Consider the following 20,326-nt stretch of genomic DNA (forward strand, 5'->3'; position numbering starts at 1 on the left):
GTCACCTCCCCCCGGTGGTCAGGTCGCGCAGGCGCGCGTACTTCTCGTCAGTGGTGTGGCCGTCCCAGCGTGCGAGCGGGTCATCTGCGGCCACGACGGGCACGTGTGCGAACAGGTCGAGGTCGGCCGGTGCGATGTGCCACGTGAGCTGACCGGCGGGCGTGTGCACGGTGAGGACGGGCCACTCGGGTTCGTCGGGGTCGGAGTAGGACAGGACCGACGGGTAGTCCGGGCGGGCGGCGAAGTGCGCGACGAGGTGCGCGCGCTCGCGGTAGACGTCCATGCGCGGGGTCACCTCCCCTCGGTGGTGTCGGGCTGGAGGAGGTACCGGGCCTCGACGGACTCGGGCGGGACGTCGAACCGGCAGCCGGTGCAGAACGTGACGGGCTTCTGGTGGGTGCCTTCGTTCAGGGTTCCGCAGCAGCAGCGCCACACGGGGGCGGCCTCAGGGGCGGCCACGGCGTCACCTCCTGGCGGTCTGGGGCGGCTTGTCGCCTGGCAGCAGGACCGCGGCCGCGGGGGCGGTGACGCGGATGGTGTGCGGGGAGTGGCCGCTGGCGCGCCAGCAGGCGAGCGGGTCGGCGCACGTGTAGGCGGCGGCTCCGCCGGTGGCGTGGATGCGGGTGATGATGTCGGCGGCGTCGGGCAGGGTGCCGTCCCACGCCTTCGTCCTGGGCGTGAGGGTGGTCGGCTTCCGGCGCGCACGTCGGGGCCGGGGCTTGGGCTTCTCCTCGCCCTGGGCCTGGTCACGGTTGGCGGCGATGCGGGCCCGGTCCCGGACGCGCTCGAAGGCGTCGACCTGGTCGCTGGCCATCCGGGTCATGGCGGCCTTCCGGATGAGCCTCTCGGCGTGCGCGGCGGCGCGGTCGGGGCAGGTGTGCACGCCGTGGGGGACGGCCCGGGTGGTGTGCGCCTCGGTGACGTCGTACACGGTCGGGCGGCCGGGGCGGATGTGTGCGGGGAGCGTGCGCTCCCGGACGACGTACCTCATGAGCCGTCGACGGGGAGTTCAGCGCGGACCGCGCAGTCCTTCGCCTCCAGGACCTTCCGGAGCGCGGTCGTGGTCTCGGCGCCCGGGGGGAGCGCGTGGTGGATCCAGTGCGCCAGGTCGGCGAAGCGCGCGGAGACGTCCTGGAGGTGCTCGGGGAGGTGGTCGTAGCGGAAGAACCGGAGCATGTCGTTCGTCGGGGACGGGACGTGCTCGGGGTGGTCGGTCGTGGCCATGGTCGGGTGCCTCCTCAGGCGGCGAGATCGAGAACAGGAAGTCGGAGGGTCGGCCTCCACAGCCACGCGGAGCTGTGCAGCCCGTAGCGCAAGGCGTCGGCGCTGTGGTCGTCGACCTTGATGGGGCGGTCTTCGCCCTTCTCGGCGGCCTTGTCGTCCCAGCTGTAGCCCGGGAGTTCGTTGATCAAGCCGGTGCAGGACCGGTGGATGCGGAGCCGGTCGAGGGCGAACAGGCTGGAGACGGTGCGGATGCCGTCGAGGACCTCGTTCGCGGCGTTGGCCACGCCGGGCACCTGGTCGTTCCACAGCTGCGTGGAGAACGACGCGGCGCTGGGGTCGATGTAGATCTTCTCCGGGCGGATGCCTCGCGCCTGGGCGTGGTCGGCGCCGGTGATCTCGCCCGGCCGGGGGATCTTGCGGAGCCAGTCCTGGACGGCCTTCGAGTACTCCGCGTCGGTCAGCTTCCGGCTGAGCTTGCTGGCGTGCCGGTACTCCGACGTGACGTACAGGCGGCGGTCGCGCCCGATGCCGATCGCGACCGCGGCGAACGGGTTCGTCGTCCCGTAGTCCACGCCCACCGACAGCCACCTGGTGATCTCGGGCATGCGATCGACGACGTGCACGGTCTCGTCGAACGCGTCGTAGATGGCGCCCGCGGCGAGACACCACTCGCCGTTGATGAAGCGGCGGCGCCACAGCCCGACGTACTGGCGTTGGAGGAGGTCGACGTATTCGGCGGTCAGGGACGGGTTGTCGTGCAGGGTGCTGTTCCACACGCGCATGCCGACCTCGTCCGCGCGGAGGATGAACTCCTGTCGGAGCCAGTGCGCGGGCCCGTCGGGGTTGGTCGTGGCCAGCAGGCGCGCGTTCGGAACGCGCAACCGGGACAGCAGCATCTTCCAGAACGCGGACGGGACGAGGGTCGCCTCGTCGACGTAGGCGAGACCGATGGTCGCGCCGCGGATCCTGCCTTCGGCCTTGACGTCCGTCGCGCCGACCAGGTGCACGGTCTTGCCGAGGATGACGGCGGTGGAGGCGCCCGGCGTGTAGTGCACGAACTTCGCGGCCGGGCCGAACAGGTCGGCCCTCTGGAGGGTGCCGATGACGTTGCGTTCGATCGTCGCGAGGCTCTTGCCCACGATCACGACCAGGCCGCCGGCGGGGGCGCGGGACAGCAGGATCAGGAACGCCAGCAGGGACGTGACGGTCTTGCCGCTCGACACGGCCCCGGACCACAGGCCGATCTGCGGGGTGGTGAGCGCCCCGGCGATCGTGCGGAGCTGGGCGGGCGACATGGTGTCACGCAGCCGGTCAAGGTTCACCGTCGCCCCCCTCGGTGGTGGGCACCTCCCCGGCCTGCTCGGGCGCGGACGGGGAGTCGACGTGGTCGGCCACGGAGAGCAGGGCGTCGCCGAGCTTCCCGAGCATGGACGCGACGTCTTCGGCGCCGTCGCGGGCGTCGAGCTTTTCGAGGCGGACGGCCTTCTCAGTGGCGGCCCCAACGGAGGCGATCAGAGCGTTGATGTCGCGGGGCGGCAACCGGTCGTGCTTGTAGCGGACGGCCTTCCCGGCGCTGACTTCGACGAGCTTGTGCTCGGGGGCTTCGAGGCGGTCGAGGATGTGCTCCGCCTGGCCGTAGAGGCGCTCGACGATGGCGGCCCGTCGGGCGGCGGCGTCGATCTGCTTCGCCTTCGTGGCTTCGGCGGTGCGGGTGCGGTCGAAGGTGAGCCCGAGGTGGTTGGTGATCTTCGAGAGCGTCGAGTCGGCGCACCCGATGTGTTCGGCGATGGCGTTGCGGCCGAGGCCTTGGGCGTGGAGCTGGCGGACGCGGGCTTCGACGTCGGGGTTGCCGAAGAACTTGCGGGGGGCGGCCACGCGGGGTCACCTCCCCGCGGGTGTGGTGGGGTCACATGGTGGGCTCCGTGGTGGGGCGGACATGTCGAAGGCCCCGCGGGCGCTGGGGGACTCGGTTAACCAGCGTCGCGGGGCCTTGGGCACACGTGTTGTGCTGCAAATGAGTGTGACAGCCACCAGTGACATAACAGGTGGTCCGGGGCGTCTGTGCAGGTCAGGGGACGCGTCGGCCCCGGTGATCGCGGGGTACGGTCTGTGCCGCTTCGGCCATGACGCTGGCTCCGGCGACCGCGAGGAGAGCGGCGGGGATGGCGGCGAGGGACCGCCAGTCGCCGGTGGGCCAGCCGGTCCACGCGAGGTAGCCGAACACGACGGCGAGGAGGGCGCCGGCGAGGATGCCGCGCGGGTGCGGGCGGGCGGTGCGGTCGGTCATCAGGATGCGTCCTTCGCGGTCGTGGTGGTGGGGTTGAGCAGGGCGCGGATGTCGCCCACGCGGTACTGGGGCCGCCCGAGGGGGTCGACCCAGCGGGGGGTGAGCTTGGGGGCGGCGCGCTTGCGGCCGCGGCGGCTGCCCCACTGGCGGATGCGGGCGGCGGTGACGGGCTCTCCGAGGGTGGTGAGGGCGCGGGCCGCGTCGGCGGCGGACATGAGCACCTCGTCGATGTCGCTGCGGGCGCGCTGGCGCCACGCGGCGACGTCGACCAGCCCGTCGCATTCGGGTTCGTGGCAGCGCGCTGTGGCGGCTCCCTCGCGGGCGTAGACGGGGTTCCCGCAGTCGGGGCAGAGCCCGGCGAGGACGCTGCCGGGGGTGTCTCCTCGGTGGAGGTGGTCGCGGGCTGCGGTGACGGCGGCGGTGATCTCGTCGACGGCGGCCCCGCCCTCGACGTGGTGGCGGACGCGCTCCAGCTGTGCGGCCAGGTGGGCGACGAGGCGGCTGTCGGCGGGGGCCTGCCCGAGGAGGTCACCGGCCAACACCAGACACCAGGTGCGCAGGGTGGACGTGAGGGCGTCGCGGACGAGGGACGCGGCGGGGTCGTAGGGGAGCGGGCGCTCGACGGAGCGTCCGCCGACACGCTGGCCGGTGCGGGACTGGCGGGTGAGGTCGACGTCCAACTCGGCCAGGAGGTCGGGCGCGTCGGTGAGGGCGACGGTGAGGCGGTGTGTGCACGTGGAGCAGACCCAGGCGTCGGCCACGATGCGGTCGCAGTCGGGGACGCGGCAGGTGCCGCCCGGGGTGGTCAACGGGAACCCTCCAGTTCCTTGTGGGTGCGGGTGAGCGTCTCGGACACGGCCAGTTCAGCCATGGCCCGGGCGGTCTCGTAGTCGATGCCTTCGAAGGTCTCGCGGGTGCGGGGGAGCGCGCGGGCGCCGCGTAGCTCGATGCGGTGGATCAGCTCTGTCTCGGCGTCAACGGAGTCCTCGACCTGAGCGGAGATCCAGGCGTCGAGCAGGGTCACGCGGAACATGGCGGCGTTGGCGGCGTGCTGTTGGAGGCGCGTCTCCGGGTTCTTCGCACGGCCGATCTTGATGTCGCCGGTGGAGAGGCGGGCGACGTAGAGGAACCCGGGGGTGGTGCGTCGGCTGGCGCGAAGATGGTGGGGAAGGTGCGCGCGGGAGGGCATGGGCCCCCTTTCAGGTCTGGGTGGGGCGGGTCGGTGTGGTCTTCTGGGCGCGCGTGATGCGCGAGGCGCGGCGGGCGACCGAGCGCCTACTTCGCCCATGGGTTGGTGGGGTTGAACCCGCTGGGAAGGGCCTCGGTCCACGGCCACTCGCCGCCGGACTCCAGCTCTTCGGGCCACTCCCTCTCGTCACGGTCGCCGCGCCAGGACACGAACTCGACGCGACGGCCTCGGCCGCTGCTGTGCTTGGAGCTGGAGGGGCGGATGCCGTACCCGAACTCGGGCCAACCGAGGAGGGCGCTGCTGCCGCGGGGGCGGAGGTCGCGTTTGCCGCCGACGCCGGTCATGGCGTGCCCGGCGTGCGCTTCGAGGAGCAGGCAGCAGCCGCGGGCCCTGATCAGGTTGAGGGCGGCCAGGATGGGGGCGACCTCGTCGTCGGAGTTGAGGGCGCGGGGTGCGAGCCGGTACAGGGGGCCCATGGCGACCATGTCGGGCTTGAGCACGGCCACCCTTCGCAGGAGCCAGGACACGTCGCGGTCGTTGGCCAGGTCGAGGCCCTCGGGGCGCACCTCGATCCACAGGTTGGTGTCGGTGACGTCGGATCCGATGGTTTGGGTCTTGAGCCACAGCGGCCGGAGCGCCCGGCGGGCCTGGGTGGCGGAGTTCTCGACGTCAACGATGAGGACGCGCCGGGGTGGGATGGGGGCACTGGTGAACGGGTGGATTCCGGCGGCGACGGTGACGGCGAGTTGGCGGAACAGGGTGGTCTTGCCCAACCCCTCGTGCCCGGTGAGGATGAGTCGGTCGCCGCGCTCCAGTAGCCCGGGGATGATCCAGTCGTAGGGGTCTTCGGGCACGGCGAGGAACTCCTCGATGGTCTGGGTGGTCAGGTCCTCCCCGGCCTCGAAGTCGCGGACGGCTTCCAGCTCTTGGATGGCGCGTTCGGCGAGTCCGGCGACGTGGCCGAGGGCGTCGTCGGTGCTGACGGTGGCGGCGGCCTGTTCTGCGATGGTTCGTCCGGCGGTGTGGAGGCGGCGGCGGACGGCGATGGCGCGGATGGTGTGGGCGTAGTGTCCGGCGGCTGCGGGGACGGGGCAGGCGTCGGGGAGGCCGGTGAGGTAGGTGAGGCCTCCGGCGCCGGTGACGCCGGGGTCGGTCTTGACGAGTTCCCAGACGCGGAGGATGTCGGTGTCGCCGTCGCGGCGGCGGATGGTCTGGATGGCGGTGTAGATGGTCTGGTGGGGGCCGCTGAGGTCGCCGGGGGTGAGCATGCTGCTCACGGTGGTGGCGGCGGCCTCGGAGAGGAGCATGGCGCCGAGGACGGCCCTCTCCGTGTCGTAGTCGGGTGCGGGGGCGGCGGTCACTGGCGGTACATCCATTCGTCCCGGGGGCTGATGCGCGGGGCGGCGGGGGCCATTTCGGTGAGGACGTCGGTGAGGGTGCCGCGGGCAGCCATGGACCGGACGTAGGCGGACAGGGAGCGGGGCTGGTGGCGGTCGCGGATGTGGTCGAGCATCTGGGCGGCCTGGTCGTCGGTGGCACCGGTGGTTTCGCGGACCAAGTTCAGGAGGTTCCCCCCGTCCCCGTCGGGGGACGAGTCGGCGGGGTCTGTGCCTGTGGGGGTAGGGGGAGGGTGTTCCGTAGGAACACCGGGTCGGGTCGGGTCGGGTCGGGGTCCGCGAACACCACCCGAACCTTCGGCGTTCGTTCCGCCGTTGTTCGGGCGAACATTTTGCGAACGGCGGCGCTTCATCCGCTGGCGGGCAGCCTCCCGTTCGGCCTCGACCTCCTCGCGGCTGGGGTTGTAGTCGAGGTAGTCATGGATGACGTAATCGCCGGTGGGGACGGGTGCGCACCGGGGGCAGTCGTGGCCGGTGGTGTGCCAGAGTCCGGCGTTGACGAGGGCGCGGGCTTGGGCGGCGGACCCGTACATTCGGGCGACCGCTTTGGGAATCGCACCGTCCGTGTTGTGATCGGCCGCGTAAGAACCGGATCGTGCCCAAAGTCCAAACGCAGATGAACCTGCGTCGATCACTTTTGGGTGAGAGTGCGCTCTGTCGTCGACCTTGAACCAGGCCATCAGGTGTCCGTTCCGGTGGTGCGGTGGGCGGGTGTGTGTGGGGCCCGGGGCCGGGCGGGCGGCCCCGGGTGGCGCTGCTGGTCTTGCCGGAACCGACGTCGTCGGCGACGGCCGATCAGACGTCGTCGAGGGTGAGCTGCTCGTCGTCGTCTCCGGCGGGGCCGCGGCCGAGGAGGGTGTCGAGGCCGTCAGCGAGGCGCTCCATCTCCCGCCACATCTCGTCGGCGCTCAGCCGGGACGTGGTGGCGGTGCGGGCGGCCTTCGCCCACTGGTCGATCCCGGCGCGCAGGCGGGCGGCCGCGATGTGGGAAACGAGGCCTCCAGCGGTCTGGAGGGTCTGCTTGGCCAGGCGGATGTCGCCGTCCTCGGTGATGGTGCCGGTGGCCGTGCGCGCCAGGAAGAGCGCCCGCTCAACCTCGCGGACGGTCTCGGACTGGTCGGCGTCGGGGATCTCCGCAGTGATCATGCGGAACTTCGCGACGGGTTCCTTGTCCTCTCCGGCGGAGGGCTCTCGGCGGTCGACGAGGCGGATGACGCCGACGACGGGGACTTCCGCGATCTTGCGGGCGCGGGCCTTGGCCATGAGGGCGCCGAGGTAGGGGGCGAGGGCGTCGGAGAAGTGGGCGGTGACGCTGCTGTCGAAGGTGGGCTTGGTCATGCGGCGGTGCTCTCTTCCGGGGTGGTGGTCTGCTGGCGGAGGTGTTGTTCGTAGCGCCATCCGGTGCGGGTGGTGACGCCGAGGCGGGCGACGGCTTCGCGGAGGGAGAGCCCCCATGAGCGCAGCTCGACGTAGTCCTCCAGGCGGGCGCGCATCGCGGCCTGCTTGCCCTGCACCATCTGGCGTGCGGCGGCCTGGCGGCGCTCCAGGCTCATGGGGTGCGACGGGTAGTCGGTGAGGCGTCCGGCGCGGAGGGCGCGGTCGTAGCAGTCGGGGAGGAGGCCGCGGGCTGTGTGGGTGCCGGTGCGTCCGCACCCGCATACGCAGGTGATTTGGTGTTGCCAGCGTGCGCTCATGGGGTGGGGTCTCCCTTCGGGGCGAGGGCGAGGGTGAGGTCGAGGATGTCGGCCAGGGCGTCGACGTCGGACAGCGGCGGCCGGGAGAGCGCGTTCTCCCATCGCCAAAGCGTGTTTTCGGATACGCCGATGCGGTCGGCGGCTTCCTTCTGGGAGAGGCCTCGTTCTTCGCGGGCGGCGCGGAGGCGGACGATGATCGGGTGCGGGTACGTGCGGCTCACAGGAGGGTGACCTCCTGCTCGGGCCAGGCCACTCCGGCCAGGCCGCGCTGCTCGGTGGGGGACAGGCACCAGGTGCCGAGCCAGGCGTGCCCCATACGCGCCATGAGGAGGGCGTCGGCCTCGTCGTCCTTCTTGACCGCGGCGTCGGGATAGAGGGCGCGGGCGGCAGCGATCATGGCGTCCTTCTCCGCCTTCCGGCGGGCGGTGCCCTTGCCGGGGAGGCGGCCCTTCCCGAGGGCGAACAGCTTCACGCTCGTGGACGGGGCTACGGCCAGCGGTACCCCGGCGTGGTCGGCGGCGTCGGCGACCCACCAGCGGAGGGCGGACAGCTCGTCGTGGCCGCGCTGGAGAGCGCGGGAGAACGCGGCGCCTTCCATGACGGCCAGGTCCACGTCGCCGGTGAGGTGGGTGCGGATGGCGTCGCGGACGTAGCGGAGGCGGCGGAGGCCGGTGTATCCGCGGTCGGTGATGTGGTCGGCCCAGCCGAGGGAGGAGCCGATGCCGGTTCGGCGGAGGGACACGTCGAGTCCGATGACGCGGGGTTCGCGGTGGGCGGGGGCCGCCCCCACCAGCACGGTGGGGGCGGCGGTCGGGGTGGTCACGGGGTCGCTCCGAGGCGGGTGAGGGCGCGGTCGACCAGGTCGAGGTGACGGTCGAGGGCGGCGCGGGTGTGCGGGTCGGCGGTACGGGCCCGCCGGTGGAGGAGCTGCTCGTAGGAGGCGCGGAGGCGGACGGCCCGGTCGTAGCGGGTCTCCAGCAGCGCGGCGGGCGCGGGGATGGCGGGGGCGGTCACCGGTCGGCCCTCCTCGGGCGGCCGGTGCGCTTCCACGGCTCCAGGAGGGCGACGACCTGTTCCAGGGCGGCGCGCATCTCCGGGGCGTCGGGGTCGGTCTCGTCGGGTCGGTACTGCTCGACGTAGCCGACGCGTTCCAGGGCGGAGAGGGCGCGCTTCCACACGGTGCGGACTTCGGTGAGTTCGCGGCTGGTGTCGCGGCCACGGTCGGGGCGGGTCATCGGAGCTGCTCCTGGATCTGGGTGGGGGCGGGCTGGAGGGGCCAGTGCGGGGACACGACCGCCTTCGGGTCCTTGCGGCGGAGGTAGCGCTCCAAGGACTTCGCCTGGTCGGCGCGCCACTCCCGCTGGAGGTCGTGAAGCGCGTCCGGGTCCATCCGGCCGATGTGCGGGTACCGCTCCGCGATCACGTAGGCGACCCGGGCGGCGGCCAGGGAATCGGCGGCGGACCCGTGGGCGTCGGCCTCGGACAGCTCGATGCCGTAGTGGGCGGCGACGTCGACGAGCTTCCGGGAGCCCTTCCTGTACCGGTCGAGGCCCTTGTCGAGGACGTGGGCATCGACGACCGGGCGGAGCGCGGCCACGCGGGCGGCGAGGTCGGTGTGGCCGTGGCGGAGGCACTCGCGGTGCAGCAACGAGATGTCGTAGGCGGCGTTGAACGCGACCGTGACGGCGCCCTCCGCCGACCACTCGACGAGGTCTCCGGCGATTTCCCGGACCGCGCTGGCGGCCTGCTGGCCGCGTTCGCGGGCGTGCTCGGTGCTGATGCCGTGGACGGCGGTGGCGCCCTCGGGGATGTCCACCCCGGGGTTGATCAGCCAGCCCGCGTGGACCTTGCTGCCCTTGGCGGGGTCGATGATCCAGCGGGACCACGTAACGATCCGGTCGGATTCGATGTCTACCCCGGTCGTCTCCGCGTCGATGGCGCACAGGACGCCCTTGTGCCAGCTCACTCGGCACCCCCGGCGGGCATGGTCGCGAGGACGCCGTAGTGGTGCTCGACGCTCACGTGCGACAGGACAGTGCCGAGGTTGTCGGCGCGGTCGCGGTGAACGGCGATGGCGCGGAGGGTGCCGTCGCCCTGGTCCTCCCAGACGTCGCCACGGCGGTCCCGGTACCGGGCGGGCGCGGGCGGCGGGGTGGACACGGCGTGCCCGAGAGCGGACGGCTCCAGCGCGCGGGAGTGCGCTTCGAGCAGGGAGGCCTGGGAGGCGGTCAGCTCCTCCAGGGCGTCGAGGCGCTGCTCGACGGCGGTCAGCCGGTCGGCCTGCTCTGCGAGCGTGGGCACTTCGTCCCCGGGCTCGACCATGTCGGCGGCGGGCAGGTCGACCAGGTCCGGGCGGTCCGGGGCGTCGTCGAGTCCGGCCAGGCGCTGCATGTGGGCGAGAGTGGTGTGCACGCCCGGGGTGTCCGGCGAGCTGAGCGCGGACCGGAGCGCCCGGCGCAGCTCGTCACGCTCCCCCTCAGCCCTTTCGGCGCGGGCGCGCAGGGTGTTCGTGCGCCGCTCCATGAGGGCCTTGACCTTCGCGGTGATCCCGTCCGAGATGTCGACCTGGCGGCGCAGCTCTCGGATGAGCTCCTGGCGGCGGCGGGCGCGGGCGGCGGCGGACCGGTACGCCAGCCACATCCGGTCGTGCCGGGCCCGGTCGGCTCCGGCGTCGGTGAGGACCTGGTCGACCTGGTCGATCAGGCGGCGGTACACCTCGGGGCCGTCGTCGGGGCCGTCGCCCTCGGGCAGCAGCGGCAGGGCGCGGATTTCGGCGACGATGGGGCCGGTGTTGCCCCAGGGCTCGACCGCGACGCGGGCGGCCCGGTCGCGCATGGACATGGCGCCCTGTTCGGCGGCGCGCCGCTCGAAGTGCCGGTAGACGGACTCGGGGAGGATCATCTGGTCCGTCTGGCCGTCAGCGTCCAGGACCGCGCGGGCGACCTCGATGGCGGTGTCGCCGGTGGGCTGGTCCACGGACGCGCTGGGCATCTCGGGCGTGGTGATGGTGAGCAGGCCTTCCACGATGTGCAGGCGGTGGAAGTCCGCGTCGGTGTAGGTGTACGGCAGGTCAGTACTCACGTGTGCCTCTCAGGTGTGGGGCTGGGGGCGGGAGGGGCCGCCCCCGGCAGGGGGAGGGAAAGGGACTAGAACGGGACCGCGTCGCCCGTGTCGGCGGCGGGCGCGGGGGCGGAGGCCTTCGCGGCCCTCTTCGGCGGCTTCACCGCGCCCGAAAGCACCCGCGCACCCCACGTCGACAGCTCGTCCACCGACCCCGACGACGGGTGCCTCCCGCCGTGCGCCTTCGCGAACTCCGCCTCCAGGGCCTCCCGGGACCACCCGAGCGGCGACCCATCCACCAGGTCCCGCCACACGTCCGCCGGGGTTTCCTCGACGACCTCCGCGTCGGCCACGCCGTCGTCAACCGGCTCCGAGGCGGGCGCGGCGGCGGCCTCCTGGGCGGCGGTGTGCTGCTGCTCCAGGGCGTCGATCACCCGCCCGGCCTCGTCCACGGTCAGCTCGTTGCGGCTGCCGACCTGGCGGCCGATCACCTCGGACACGTAGGCCAGAGCGGCGTCACGGCCGGAGATCCCGCACTCCCGCATGAGCGCACCCAACTTCCGCGTCTGCGGCTGGGTGATCATCCGCGGGGACTGCTCCGGCGCCGCCTCGTCCACCGAAGCCGGGGCGGGCTCGGGTGCGGCGGGCTGGGCCTGCTGGGCCGCCTCGCGCACCGACGCACCGGGCTGGGCCTGCACACGCGCCACCGGCACGGCCGACACCACGGTCCCGTCCGCGTTGACGTTCGCCCCCAGCTCCTCCGGGGTGTACGACAGCCCGGACAGGGCCTCCTCGCACGCCTCCCGGGCAACCTCCGTGATCGCGCGCGCCTTCAACATGGCCTCGGGGTAGGCCTTCCACACGTGCTTTCCGGCGACTCCGGCCTGTCGGGCGCGGGCCATGTCCCACCGGGATTCGAAGGTGAATTCGGGGTCGTCGGACCGGATGATCTGGGCGATGGCGACGGGTCCGGACTGGGAGCGGTCGACACGGACGCGGAGGCGGTGACCGGCGCGGCGCACCAGCCCGGAAATCAGGTTGGCGGAAGCGGACGGCTTGCCCTCGATGACGTGCACGCCGGTGATCGCGGCCATGGGCGACAGCCCGAGCATCTCGGCGTACTCGATGGCGAACAGCAAATTCGCGGGCTTGTCCTGGTACTGGCGGGGCAGCATGTCCGCGTAGGCGAGCTGCTTGGCGTACTCGATCTTCGCGGGCAGCGCGTCCGGCTGGCGGATAGCGATCTCGGTCATGCGGCTTCGGTCTCCTCGGAGGTAGAGAGCTGGAGGGGGTCGGGCAGGCGGCGCCCGGCGACCACGTAGGGGGTTCCGGTGCCCTTCGCCTGCCGGGTCGCGATCGTGTGCCCGGCGCAGCGGGCGCGCTTCGCGGTGCCCATGGCGTCGGCGACGGCGGTCGTCGCGGCCCGCTCCCGGGCGGCGGCGTCCTTCGCGGTCTGCTTCGCGTCGACGAACTCGGCGGCCAGGGCGACGGGCAGCTCGACGTCTTCGCCGTCGATCTGGGGGTGCAGTCGCTTCACGGCCTCGTAGGTGGCCTTGTGCTCGTCGAGGTCGGGGACTTCGCCGAACACCAGGGAGTCCATGAACGCGTCCGCTTCGGAGATCAGGAACGCGGCGTCGGCGGCGACCTCGTCGTCCCACTCGACGACGTACTCCCGGAACTCCAGGCGGCTGGTGAGCACGGCGACGAACACCGTGCGGGCGCCGGTCACGGCCATCTGCCACACGACTTGGGGCCGGTAGACGGCGGGGATCTCGGCGGTGCCCTCACGGCCCCACTCGGAGTCGTCGGCGGAGGTCTTCACTTCGAGCAGGGCCTCGAGGGACCCCTCCCCCCGGGCTCGTAGCGTCCGGTCGGGTGACGCGAGCATCCACGGGTGGTCGTCGCGCGTCCACGTGTACCCGGGGTGAACGGCGTATTCGGGGTGCTGGTCGGCGAACCACGCGGCGATGGCCGGTTCGAGGTAGTGGCCGCGCGCCTGGATGGCGGTCTGGGGCTCCGGCGGGAGGTTGCCGGACATGAGCTGCCACAGGCTGTACCGCGACTCGTAGCTCGACAGGCCCACGATGGCGGCGACCTTGGACGCGGACATGTAGCCGAGCCACTCGGCCGAGCCGGGCGCGATGGGGTCGATGACGCGGGCTTCACGCACGGGGGTTGTCCTTCCTGATGACGGGGGTGATGGCGACCGGCGCATGCACCCAGCAGCGGCGGCCACGCAGGTACAGGCGGGTCGGGGTGGCGGCGCAGTCGCGGTCGCCGGTGTAGTAGCGGCACGGCAGGTTGAGGGCGGCCTCCAGCCAGTCCGGCGGGGCGGTCTGCTCAGCTATGGGCCACCGCCCTCCGGTGACGCAGCCCAGCGGAGGCCAGACGGCGGCGGGCGGGCGTGTCCAACGGCGAGTCCTGGAAGAGCCGGATCGACATCTGCATGAGGCGGTCGAAGTCGTCGGGCTCACAGCGGGGGAGCGGCGGGTGGTACGCCAGCCGGGGCCGGTGGTCGTCCTCGTCGAGGAGGTCGAGCAGCTCCTCCGTGGACACCACGGGGACCCCAGCCAGCGGGTTCTCCTCACGGCGGGCAATCAGCGCGTGGATGGCGGCGGCCAGCCGCTCCGGGGCGCTCACAGCCGCTCACCCCGCACCCACATGGCGCCCATCTCGTCGTCCCACCGAACGTCTCCGTCGTAGGCCGTGTGGTCGCCGGTGTGGCCGCCCCCGTCGTCGTGCTCGCAGTACATCTCCGGGGATTCCGGTGCGAACGGGTCGGACGTCAGGGACTGGCAGGGGCCCGGTTCGGGCCGGTGGTGGGCGCCGCGCGGTGGGGTGTCGTCGGGGTCCTCGTCGGTGACGACGCGGACGAGCGCCTCCAGGTCCCCATCCGGCGCGGGGACGGCGTTGGTGTACGTGGCGCGCTCCAGCGCAGCCGTAGCGGCGTCGAGCTGGCGGCGGTAGTCGTCCCGCTGGGAGGTGGCCCGGGTGGCGCGGTCCTCCGCGCGCTGGCGGGCCCCGCGCTCCTCACGCAGGTCCTTCGCGAGCCGCACGGCGCGCCGCTTCGTCCGCTTTTTCGCGGCGTCGTCACCGATGACTCCGAGACCGAACCCGAGGAGGATGCACACGGCCGCGCCGATGCTGACGGCCCACACGATCAGGTCGACCATCAGACCTCACCCCCAGCGGCGATCACCAGGGAGCGGATGCGGGCGGACAGCTCGACCGGGGTCTCGTCCTCGTCGCGGTACACCACAGCCCATACGTCCACGCGGACGCCGGAGAGCGTGGTGGACACGGACGCGGTGCCGAGGTCACCGGCGTGCGGCACGGCCACAAGCACGGGCACATCGAGGGCGCGAGACCACGCGGCCACCTGGCCGACGCGGGTGTTGATGTCGTTCGCGGGGGCGTTCCCCCCGAGGGACAGGTAGGGGGTGACCGACCAGTGCAGGCCGGGCAGTTCGGGGTGGGTGGCGGTGAGGGACGCGAGGACGATCGCGGCGCGGGTGGTGCTGGCGCTGGCGCTGTCCTTCGCGGGGATCGGCGGGGCGGTAGTCTGGGACATGAAGGTCTGACCTTTCATTGGGGCCCTCGCGCTGGTCTTGGCGGATTGCGCGGGGGTCTTCGTCATGTGCGGGGTGGTCTCGGGGGCCGGGCGGGTCACGCGGCGGCCTGGAGGGCGGCCAGGGCCTCCGCGCGGTGGCGGACGATCAGCTCCTCCAGCGCGTCCACGGACGGGCCGCCCGGGCGGTGCGCAGCGATCGCGGCCTCACGCGGGGGCATCGAGTCCCTCGCGATGCGCCCGGCGCGGAGAGCGGCGCCAGCAGCGGCAGCGGCCTCGGGCCACGGGGAGAGCGCCATCACTCGCCACCACCCATGTGGGGCACGTGTGTGTTCTGCGTGGGGTCGAGGGTGAGGGAGCCGCGCGGGTACCCGAGGGCGTGGACGACGCGCCGGTAGGTGTCGCGCTTGGGCCAGCAGCGGCGGCCGGAGTGCAGCTTTTTCCAGGTGGAGTAGGACAGTCCGGAACGGTCGGCCAGCTCTCGCAGGGACAGTCCGCTGTCGCGGACTGCCGCGCGGAAGGCGGTGCGGTCCAGGTCCACTCCGACCACGTGTGTGGGTCGTGTGTGTTCCATGGGTGGGACAGTACACCCATGGCTCACACGTGGGCCACACATATGTGTCCGGGGGGACAGGCCGAAAGGGGGTCAGGGCATGCGAAAACCCCTGCGGTGCAGGGGTTTTGAGAGTCTGGAGATAGTCAAGGTCTGGTGAAAAATTTGGCCCAACCCGGCCTATGTGTGTCCCAAGTGTGTCCCGTCTGTACTCTCTTAGGCATGCCTTCCCCAGAGCAATCCCCGGAGCGTGCCCACCTCCGGCACCACATCGAGAAGCGCGTAGAAGACCGCGACATCACCTGGCGCGAGCTGGAGGCCCTGTCCGGCGTCCCCTACGAGACGGTCCGCCGGATCCGTACCAGCGACCGACCCATCACGCGAGACATCCGCGAGAAGCTCGAAGACGGCCTGAGGTGGGAGCGCGGCAGCATCCGCGCCATCCTGTCCGGCGGAGACCCCACCCCCCTCCCCGAGGAGCCTCGCCTGGCCGTCGAGGACCGGGTCCTCGACACCCCCATCGGGCAGGTGTTCTACCAGGCCGTCCGGGACATCGACGCTGACCCCGACCTCACCCCAGAGGAGCGCAAGGAGCTGGAGGCCGCGACTGCGCAGCGGCTCAGTGACGAGATCACCCTGTTCGTGGAGATGAAGCGCGCGCAGATACGCAAACGCCGCCGCGAGAGCGGCGACGCATGACCTTGACCTCTCGTTTACTCCGCTTTGGCCGACCCTGGCCACTTGATACGTAAACCCCACTCCGGGCATTCACCCAACCCCGGAGGGTGCCCACTTTTTGCAGGTCACCCATGGTGAACACGTGTGCGAACGCTCTAATCTGGTCACCCGCGCATCCAACGACGCACGCGCGCATGACGCACAGGAGGCACACGTGGACCCCTGCCCTCCCATCCCCCACCCCCGCCCCGCCGGGCCCTACCCCATCGCCTACACCGTCCTCGGAACCCTCCCCAGCGATGAGCCCGTCCACGTCTACGACCTCCCCGACGACCTCGGGGACGACGCCCCCCGGCACCTCGTCGCGGTCCTGGAGGGAGCCGAGTACCGGTACCTGCGCGCGCCCTACGCCGCTCTCGCCGCGCGCCGCCCCGACGTGGGCCAGATGATCCACGAGGCGTTGTCCATCCGCGGGTGCGACCCGCAGTGGTGGGACCCGGCCGAGCGGGTCCGCCTGTCGACGGTCCGCCGGATGGCGCGGATCGGCCTCGTCTACGACTGGCCCGCCCGGCTCACTCCCGACCGGCTCCGGCTCGTCGGGTAGCACCTCCCGGGCGGGGGCCTGGAGCACCACCCCTACCCCCAACAACAGAACGAAGGGACCCACCCTTGGCTGTCGACTATGACATCGACCTCGACGCACTCCTCCGCACCCACTGCGGAGACCCCCACGGGCTCATCCCGATGATCGGCTACCTCCGCGTTTCCACCGCGCGAGAGGACATGATCTCGCCGGACCTCCAGGCCGACCACATCGACCGGCTGGCGCGCACCACCGGACGCCGGATCGTGCGCTGGTACGCCGACCTCGACCTGTCCGGCCGGACACTGAAAAAACGGCAGATCAGCAGCATCATCGACGGCATCGCCACCGGCACCAGCCCCGAGAAGGCGAAGGAGGTCGGCGTCTGGAAGTTCAGCCGGTTCGGAAGGAACAGGGCCGACAACGCGTTCAACCTCGCCCGCCTGGAGGCGGCCGGTGGGTCCCTCATCTCCGCAACCGAACCCGTGGACGCCTCGACCGCGGTTGGCCGGTTCAACCGCAACATCCTGATGGACGTCGCGGAGCTGGAGGGCGACCTCATCGGGGAGAACTGGAAGGACGCACAGGCGTACCGCAGGCGGGCCGGACTGCCGAACTCGGGGCGCCCGCGGTTCGGGTACGTGCGTCGCGGTCGCATCCAGGTGGCCCCCGGCTACTGGGTCACCGACCCCACCGACCCCCTCGGGGAACGGTACGAGCCCGCCGAGCACGCTCCCGCGCTGCGCCGCATGTACGAGGAGGCCGCGGACGGGCGAAGCGGATTCAGTATCGTCCGGTGGCTCAACGCCTCCCGGATCCCGGGCCCTTCGGGGACGGTGGGACGGTGGTCCCACAGCACCCTGTGGCCCCTGCTCGACAGCGGTTTCGGCGCCGGATACATCCGCCAGCACGACCCCGAGTGCACGGTGCACGACCGCACCACACAGGGGTGGTGCCGCAACTGGGCGTGGATCGTCGGCGCACACCCGCACCTGTGGGCGCACCTGCCCGACGGCGACGCCACTCGCGACCGCATCTGGAAGGCGTACCGGGCCCGGCGGGAGTCGGCCACACCGCCGCCGCCGCGCGCCGTCGAGGCCCGGCATGAGCTGTCGCAGACCGTGTCGTGTGGGTGGTGCGGCACCACGATGACCGCGAACCGGTTCAAACCGGGCAGCGACCTGTACACGTGGCGGTGCCCGGGGCGGGCGCGCGGCGTCTGCACGCACACCAACACCATCTCCGACCGCCGGTGCCGGGCCGTGGTGCGCGACCTCCTCACCCGGGAACACCGCCGCCTGGCCGTCGTCGAGGCGGAGGCCGCTCCGCACGACGTGGTCCCGCCCGAGGCCGGGCCGGACCGCGGGGAGGAGGTGGCCGCGGCCCTGGAGGCGTTGCAGCGCAAGCTCGACCGGGTCGCGGACCAGTACGTCGCGGAGGACATCCCGCCGGAGTCGTACCGGCGTCTCCGTGACCGGTACCTCGCGGAGCAGGCAGAGCTGAGGGAGGAGCACGCCGAGCTCCAGGGCGCGCGGGCTGCGGCTGAGGAGCAGGTCGACTACGTCGCGGTCACTCGGGGTCTGCTGGAGGAGTGGGAGACGCTGCCGGTGTGGTCGGTGAACAAGGTGTTGAAGTCGCTGTTGTCCATCGAGGCGAAGCGGTACACCCGAACTGAGGCGTGGATCACAATTCGCACGGCGTGGGGGGCGGAGGAGCGGTTCCCTGCTGCTGAGCCGAAGGGGCGTGCGAGCAAATCCGCTGGTCAATAGGCGTGTGTAATGACTGGGTTTTTCGGTGAGTTACCCCCGACGTCATGAGCTCCTCCAGCGGCCCCGCCCCGGACAGGTCGGCGGCCAGACGGCGGGTCATGGACAGCACCTCGGTGTCGCCCAGCAGGCCTCCCTCGGCGCGCAGCGCCGCCGCGACGCTCGACGGGCTCACCGGTACGCCGGACGCCACCAGGCGGTTGCGCACGGCCTCCACCAGAGGGCTCACCGGACCTTCTCCAACGCGGGCAGGCCCGCCACGATCCGGTCGGCGAACCGGGCCAGGGGCGAACGGGGATGGCGGGCGGGCACGTCCCCGGCGGCCAGCGACCGGGCCAGCCCCGGCTCGGACGGCAGGTCCGCGCCCAGATCCACCTTCAGGGCCCTGGACACCACGTCCGCGCTCAGTTCGCCCCGGGCGCCGCGCACCACCAGCCGCACGGTCCGAGCCTCCTCCCGCAGCCGGGCGACCGTCCTGGTCGCCGCCACCACCGAGGGCACGTCCGCCGGGACGACCACGAGCACCAGGTCGGAGCGGTTCAGGAACACGGTGGTGGCCGGGTCGAAGGAGCGCGGCAGATCGGCCACCACCAGGTCGGTGCCGTCCCTTGCCGAGGACAGGACCGCGCGCACGGCACCCACCGGCAGGGGGCCGGTCGGCTCCCTGCCGCGTGTCCAGGTCAGCACCGACACCCGGGAGGTCCCCGGCAGTCCGGCGCGCAGGTCGCGCCAGCGCACCCGTCCGCGCCTGCGCAGCAGGTCGCCCCAGCCGGTCCACCGCTCGGGACCGGGGGAGGGGCCGCGGTCGCACCCGAGGTAGACGTCGGAGCCGCACCCGAACGGGTCGGCGTCCAGCAGGGCGGTGGAGCGTCCGGCGCGCTCACCGGCCAGGGCGAGCGCCACCGCGAGCAGGCTGGCCCCGGCGCCGCCTCGACCGCCGACCACCGACACCGTGGGCGCCGGTGGTCGGTCGGGGGACGACGCCCTCGCGAGCAGGTCGACCAGCAGCGCCTCGTCCCGGGGCAGCAGGAGGACGCGTGTCTCCCCGGACCCGTGCGGGGGCACCTTCCCGGAAGCGCCCGGTGCCGGGTCCTCCACGGGAACGCCCGGCGGGGAGCCCTCCACGGGAACGCCGGGTCGGTACCGCTCCGGGGGGACGCGCGGCCGGGGCACCGCGGCGGCCGCTGGCGCGGACCCCTCCCGCGACAGGGCCCCGTCAGCGGCGGTCTCCCTCACGTCCCGGGTCACGACCACGTGGCGGCCCGGCGGAGGGTCGGCGGCCCGCAGGAGCGCGCGCAGGTCGGCACCGACCACGACGAGCGGGGCGTGCGGCCACAGGCTCAGCGCCCGGTCGAGCGTGTGGGCGACGGTGACCTCGGTGGAGGCGGCGGTGGCCAGCCTGAGGAGGTCGTCGAGGAGGAGGGGATCGGCGGTCGCGAGCAGGGGCCGGTGCTGGACGTCCATGGGACCTCCCGGGTCGAGGGCTTTCCTCGACCTTCGCCGACCGGGCACGACAGCGAAAGCCCCGATCCGAAGCTGTGGACAACTTCGGCGGGGCTCGGAGCGGAGCAGGGAGTCCGGTGCGGGGGGCGGGCGTCACGGAGGTCTGCGGTCCGGTTCACCTGAGACCCGGTTCCTTCGCGGTCCGGTTCACCTGGCGGGCGGGATGCGTATACGGGGGCGGATACGCACCCCCGCCCGACAGGCGAGAGGAGCGGACGCGGGGACTCGCCTTCACAGGGGGAGAAGGCCGCCACGCGAGATTCCGGTCCCGGGGGGTGGGACCGGGTCCGCTCTCTGGTGAGGGTCGGCGAAGAGACGTGCTCTCGCGACCACCGGAAGGCACATGGACGTCATTCGAAGAAGAGGGATACCGCCGGAACGCGAAATGGGGCGCGCACGGCGGAGGCGCGAAGCGGGCGGCCTGCCCTCCGGGGAACGACGGGACAGACGTTACCACGCAACGTTCCGTATCGGTTCTGGAATCAAGGGTGAAAATTCGGGTCAACCGTCTTTTCGGCGCCGGAACATCGGCGTAGAAAGAAAGCAGTCGGTGGCTGAGAACCACCCCGACGCGAGAACCGGGAACCCACGCGCCACTTGGCCCCGTGAGGCCCGTCTAGATCGGACAGGCTGATGTCCTGCCTGGTCAGACTAGGGAAATGGACGCCTGCTAACCCGGCGGAACGTGTCGGAGGCGGCGCCCCGGGAGACAGGACGGGGCGCCGTTCGCCTTGTGCGCACGCAAGGGCCGTGCGACCTCCGTTCCCGCGCGGAACCGGCAAGCGTGACCGAACCGATACTCTTCCTGAACCTACCGGTCGGTA

The 20,326-nt window shown here is 72.2% G+C and carries 30 protein-coding genes; 3 read left to right on the plus strand and 27 right to left on the minus strand.

The window, feature by feature from the left end:
* Position 1: 1 nt before the first annotated feature.
* The 26 genes from ACSIH6_RS20615 to ACSIH6_RS20740 all read right to left on the minus strand — a co-directional run bounded on the left by ACSIH6_RS20615 (position 2) and on the right by ACSIH6_RS20740 (position 14,993).
* Positions 2-283 (minus strand): WDGH domain-containing protein, encoded by a 282-nt coding sequence (locus ACSIH6_RS20615; protein WP_435109936.1) that lies wholly within the window; start codon positions 281-283, stop codon positions 2-4.
* Between the two features lie 8 nt (positions 284-291).
* Positions 292-459, minus strand: coding sequence for a hypothetical protein (locus ACSIH6_RS20620; RefSeq protein WP_435109937.1), 168 nt, complete (start codon positions 457-459; stop codon positions 292-294).
* A gap of 4 nt (positions 460-463) precedes the next feature.
* On the minus strand, positions 464-991 hold the full coding sequence (locus ACSIH6_RS20625) for a hypothetical protein (protein WP_435109938.1): 528 nt from the start codon (positions 989-991) through the stop codon (positions 464-466).
* Positions 988-1,224, minus strand: coding sequence for a hypothetical protein (locus tag ACSIH6_RS20630; RefSeq protein ID WP_435109940.1), 237 nt, complete (start codon positions 1,222-1,224; stop codon positions 988-990). The genes ACSIH6_RS20625 and ACSIH6_RS20630 overlap by 4 nt, the downstream gene beginning before the upstream one ends.
* A gap of 14 nt (positions 1,225-1,238) precedes the next feature.
* The gene (locus tag ACSIH6_RS20635) at positions 1,239-2,546 is read right to left on the minus strand and encodes a PBSX family phage terminase large subunit (protein ID WP_435109941.1); all 1,308 of its coding nucleotides are present in this window, start codon (positions 2,544-2,546) and stop codon (positions 1,239-1,241) included.
* A complete protein-coding gene (locus ACSIH6_RS20640; protein ID WP_435109942.1) occupies positions 2,536-3,099 on the minus strand; it encodes a hypothetical protein in 564 nt (187 codons plus the stop codon). Before ACSIH6_RS20640 ends, ACSIH6_RS20635 begins: the two co-directional genes overlap by 11 nt.
* Before the next feature lie 193 nt (positions 3,100-3,292).
* Positions 3,293-3,511 (minus strand): hypothetical protein, encoded by a 219-nt coding sequence (locus tag ACSIH6_RS20645; RefSeq protein WP_435109943.1) that lies wholly within the window; start codon positions 3,509-3,511, stop codon positions 3,293-3,295.
* On the minus strand, positions 3,511-4,320 hold the full coding sequence (locus ACSIH6_RS20650) for a hypothetical protein (protein WP_435109944.1): 810 nt from the start codon (positions 4,318-4,320) through the stop codon (positions 3,511-3,513). Before ACSIH6_RS20650 ends, ACSIH6_RS20645 begins: the two co-directional genes overlap by 1 nt.
* On the minus strand, positions 4,317-4,700 hold the full coding sequence (locus ACSIH6_RS20655; protein WP_435109945.1) for a GIY-YIG nuclease family protein: 384 nt from the start codon (positions 4,698-4,700) through the stop codon (positions 4,317-4,319). The genes ACSIH6_RS20650 and ACSIH6_RS20655 overlap by 4 nt, the downstream gene beginning before the upstream one ends.
* An 86-nt stretch (positions 4,701-4,786) precedes the next feature.
* Complete coding sequence (locus tag ACSIH6_RS20660; protein WP_435109946.1) at positions 4,787-6,061, minus strand: AAA family ATPase; 1,275 nt, start codon at positions 6,059-6,061, stop codon at positions 4,787-4,789.
* Positions 6,058-6,258 carry a hypothetical protein gene (locus ACSIH6_RS20665; protein WP_435109947.1) on the minus strand — a complete coding sequence of 67 codons (201 nt, stop codon included), beginning with the start codon at positions 6,256-6,258 and terminating at the stop codon, positions 6,058-6,060. The genes ACSIH6_RS20660 and ACSIH6_RS20665 overlap by 4 nt, the downstream gene beginning before the upstream one ends.
* A gap of 634 nt (positions 6,259-6,892) precedes the next feature.
* On the minus strand, positions 6,893-7,435 hold the full coding sequence (locus tag ACSIH6_RS20670) for a hypothetical protein (protein WP_435109948.1): 543 nt from the start codon (positions 7,433-7,435) through the stop codon (positions 6,893-6,895).
* Positions 7,432-7,791 (minus strand): hypothetical protein, encoded by a 360-nt coding sequence (locus tag ACSIH6_RS20675; protein ID WP_435109949.1) that lies wholly within the window; start codon positions 7,789-7,791, stop codon positions 7,432-7,434. The genes ACSIH6_RS20670 and ACSIH6_RS20675 overlap by 4 nt, the downstream gene beginning before the upstream one ends.
* A complete protein-coding gene (locus ACSIH6_RS20680; protein ID WP_435109950.1) occupies positions 7,788-8,012 on the minus strand; it encodes a helix-turn-helix domain-containing protein in 225 nt (74 codons plus the stop codon). Before ACSIH6_RS20680 ends, ACSIH6_RS20675 begins: the two co-directional genes overlap by 4 nt.
* Positions 8,009-8,614, minus strand: a complete 606-nt coding sequence (locus ACSIH6_RS20685) for a hypothetical protein (RefSeq protein ID WP_435109951.1) — start codon at positions 8,612-8,614, stop codon at positions 8,009-8,011. The genes ACSIH6_RS20680 and ACSIH6_RS20685 overlap by 4 nt, the downstream gene beginning before the upstream one ends.
* The gene (locus tag ACSIH6_RS20690) at positions 8,611-8,805 is read right to left on the minus strand and encodes a hypothetical protein (protein ID WP_435109952.1); all 195 of its coding nucleotides are present in this window, start codon (positions 8,803-8,805) and stop codon (positions 8,611-8,613) included. Before ACSIH6_RS20690 ends, ACSIH6_RS20685 begins: the two co-directional genes overlap by 4 nt.
* Complete coding sequence (locus tag ACSIH6_RS20695; protein ID WP_435109953.1) at positions 8,802-9,026, minus strand: hypothetical protein; 225 nt, start codon at positions 9,024-9,026, stop codon at positions 8,802-8,804. The genes ACSIH6_RS20690 and ACSIH6_RS20695 overlap by 4 nt, the downstream gene beginning before the upstream one ends.
* Positions 9,023-9,757 carry an exonuclease domain-containing protein gene (locus ACSIH6_RS20700; protein WP_435109954.1) on the minus strand — a complete coding sequence of 245 codons (735 nt, stop codon included), beginning with the start codon at positions 9,755-9,757 and terminating at the stop codon, positions 9,023-9,025. The genes ACSIH6_RS20695 and ACSIH6_RS20700 overlap by 4 nt, the downstream gene beginning before the upstream one ends.
* Positions 9,754-10,872 carry a hypothetical protein gene (locus ACSIH6_RS20705; RefSeq protein WP_435109955.1) on the minus strand — a complete coding sequence of 373 codons (1,119 nt, stop codon included), beginning with the start codon at positions 10,870-10,872 and terminating at the stop codon, positions 9,754-9,756. Before ACSIH6_RS20705 ends, ACSIH6_RS20700 begins: the two co-directional genes overlap by 4 nt.
* Positions 10,873-10,937: 65 nt before the next feature.
* Positions 10,938-12,104, minus strand: a complete 1,167-nt coding sequence (locus ACSIH6_RS20710; protein ID WP_435109956.1) for a hypothetical protein — start codon at positions 12,102-12,104, stop codon at positions 10,938-10,940.
* On the minus strand, positions 12,101-13,021 hold the full coding sequence (locus ACSIH6_RS20715; RefSeq protein WP_435109957.1) for a YqaJ viral recombinase family nuclease: 921 nt from the start codon (positions 13,019-13,021) through the stop codon (positions 12,101-12,103). Before ACSIH6_RS20715 ends, ACSIH6_RS20710 begins: the two co-directional genes overlap by 4 nt.
* A gap of 170 nt (positions 13,022-13,191) precedes the next feature.
* Positions 13,192-13,491 (minus strand): hypothetical protein, encoded by a 300-nt coding sequence (locus tag ACSIH6_RS20720; protein ID WP_435109958.1) that lies wholly within the window; start codon positions 13,489-13,491, stop codon positions 13,192-13,194.
* Positions 13,488-14,024 (minus strand): hypothetical protein, encoded by a 537-nt coding sequence (locus ACSIH6_RS20725; protein ID WP_435109959.1) that lies wholly within the window; start codon positions 14,022-14,024, stop codon positions 13,488-13,490. The genes ACSIH6_RS20720 and ACSIH6_RS20725 overlap by 4 nt, the downstream gene beginning before the upstream one ends.
* On the minus strand, positions 14,024-14,422 hold the full coding sequence (locus ACSIH6_RS20730; protein ID WP_435109960.1) for a hypothetical protein: 399 nt from the start codon (positions 14,420-14,422) through the stop codon (positions 14,024-14,026). The genes ACSIH6_RS20725 and ACSIH6_RS20730 overlap by 1 nt, the downstream gene beginning before the upstream one ends.
* 95 nt (positions 14,423-14,517) lie before the next feature.
* Positions 14,518-14,718, minus strand: coding sequence for a hypothetical protein (locus tag ACSIH6_RS20735; protein WP_435109961.1), 201 nt, complete (start codon positions 14,716-14,718; stop codon positions 14,518-14,520).
* Entirely contained in the window at positions 14,718-14,993 is a 276-nt protein-coding gene (locus tag ACSIH6_RS20740) for a helix-turn-helix domain-containing protein (protein ID WP_435109962.1), read from the minus strand. The genes ACSIH6_RS20735 and ACSIH6_RS20740 overlap by 1 nt, the downstream gene beginning before the upstream one ends.
* Before the next feature lie 201 nt (positions 14,994-15,194).
* On the opposite strand from ACSIH6_RS20740, the gene ACSIH6_RS20745 reads away from it, so the two are divergent.
* From ACSIH6_RS20745 to ACSIH6_RS20755, 3 genes are all read left to right on the plus strand, one after another.
* Positions 15,195-15,671: a hypothetical protein gene (locus tag ACSIH6_RS20745; RefSeq protein WP_435109963.1), complete on the plus strand. Its 477-nt coding sequence runs from the start codon at positions 15,195-15,197 to the stop codon at positions 15,669-15,671.
* Between the two features lie 193 nt (positions 15,672-15,864).
* Positions 15,865-16,254 carry a hypothetical protein gene (locus ACSIH6_RS20750; RefSeq protein ID WP_435109964.1) on the plus strand — a complete coding sequence of 130 codons (390 nt, stop codon included), beginning with the start codon at positions 15,865-15,867 and terminating at the stop codon, positions 16,252-16,254.
* A gap of 65 nt (positions 16,255-16,319) precedes the next feature.
* A complete protein-coding gene (locus ACSIH6_RS20755) occupies positions 16,320-18,002 on the plus strand; it encodes a recombinase family protein (protein WP_435109965.1) in 1,683 nt (560 codons plus the stop codon).
* Between the two features lie 222 nt (positions 18,003-18,224).
* Here the strand turns inward: ACSIH6_RS20755 and ssd are convergent, their stop codons facing one another.
* Entirely contained in the window at positions 18,225-19,463 is a 1,239-nt protein-coding gene (ssd, locus tag ACSIH6_RS20760) for a septum site-determining protein Ssd (RefSeq protein ID WP_435109966.1), read from the minus strand.
* Positions 19,464-20,326 lie beyond the last annotated feature (863 nt).

The organism is Nocardiopsis synnemataformans (assembly GCF_965343085.1).
In the GTDB taxonomy this organism is placed as follows: Bacteria; Actinomycetota; Actinomycetes; order Streptosporangiales; family Streptosporangiaceae; genus Nocardiopsis; species Nocardiopsis alborubida.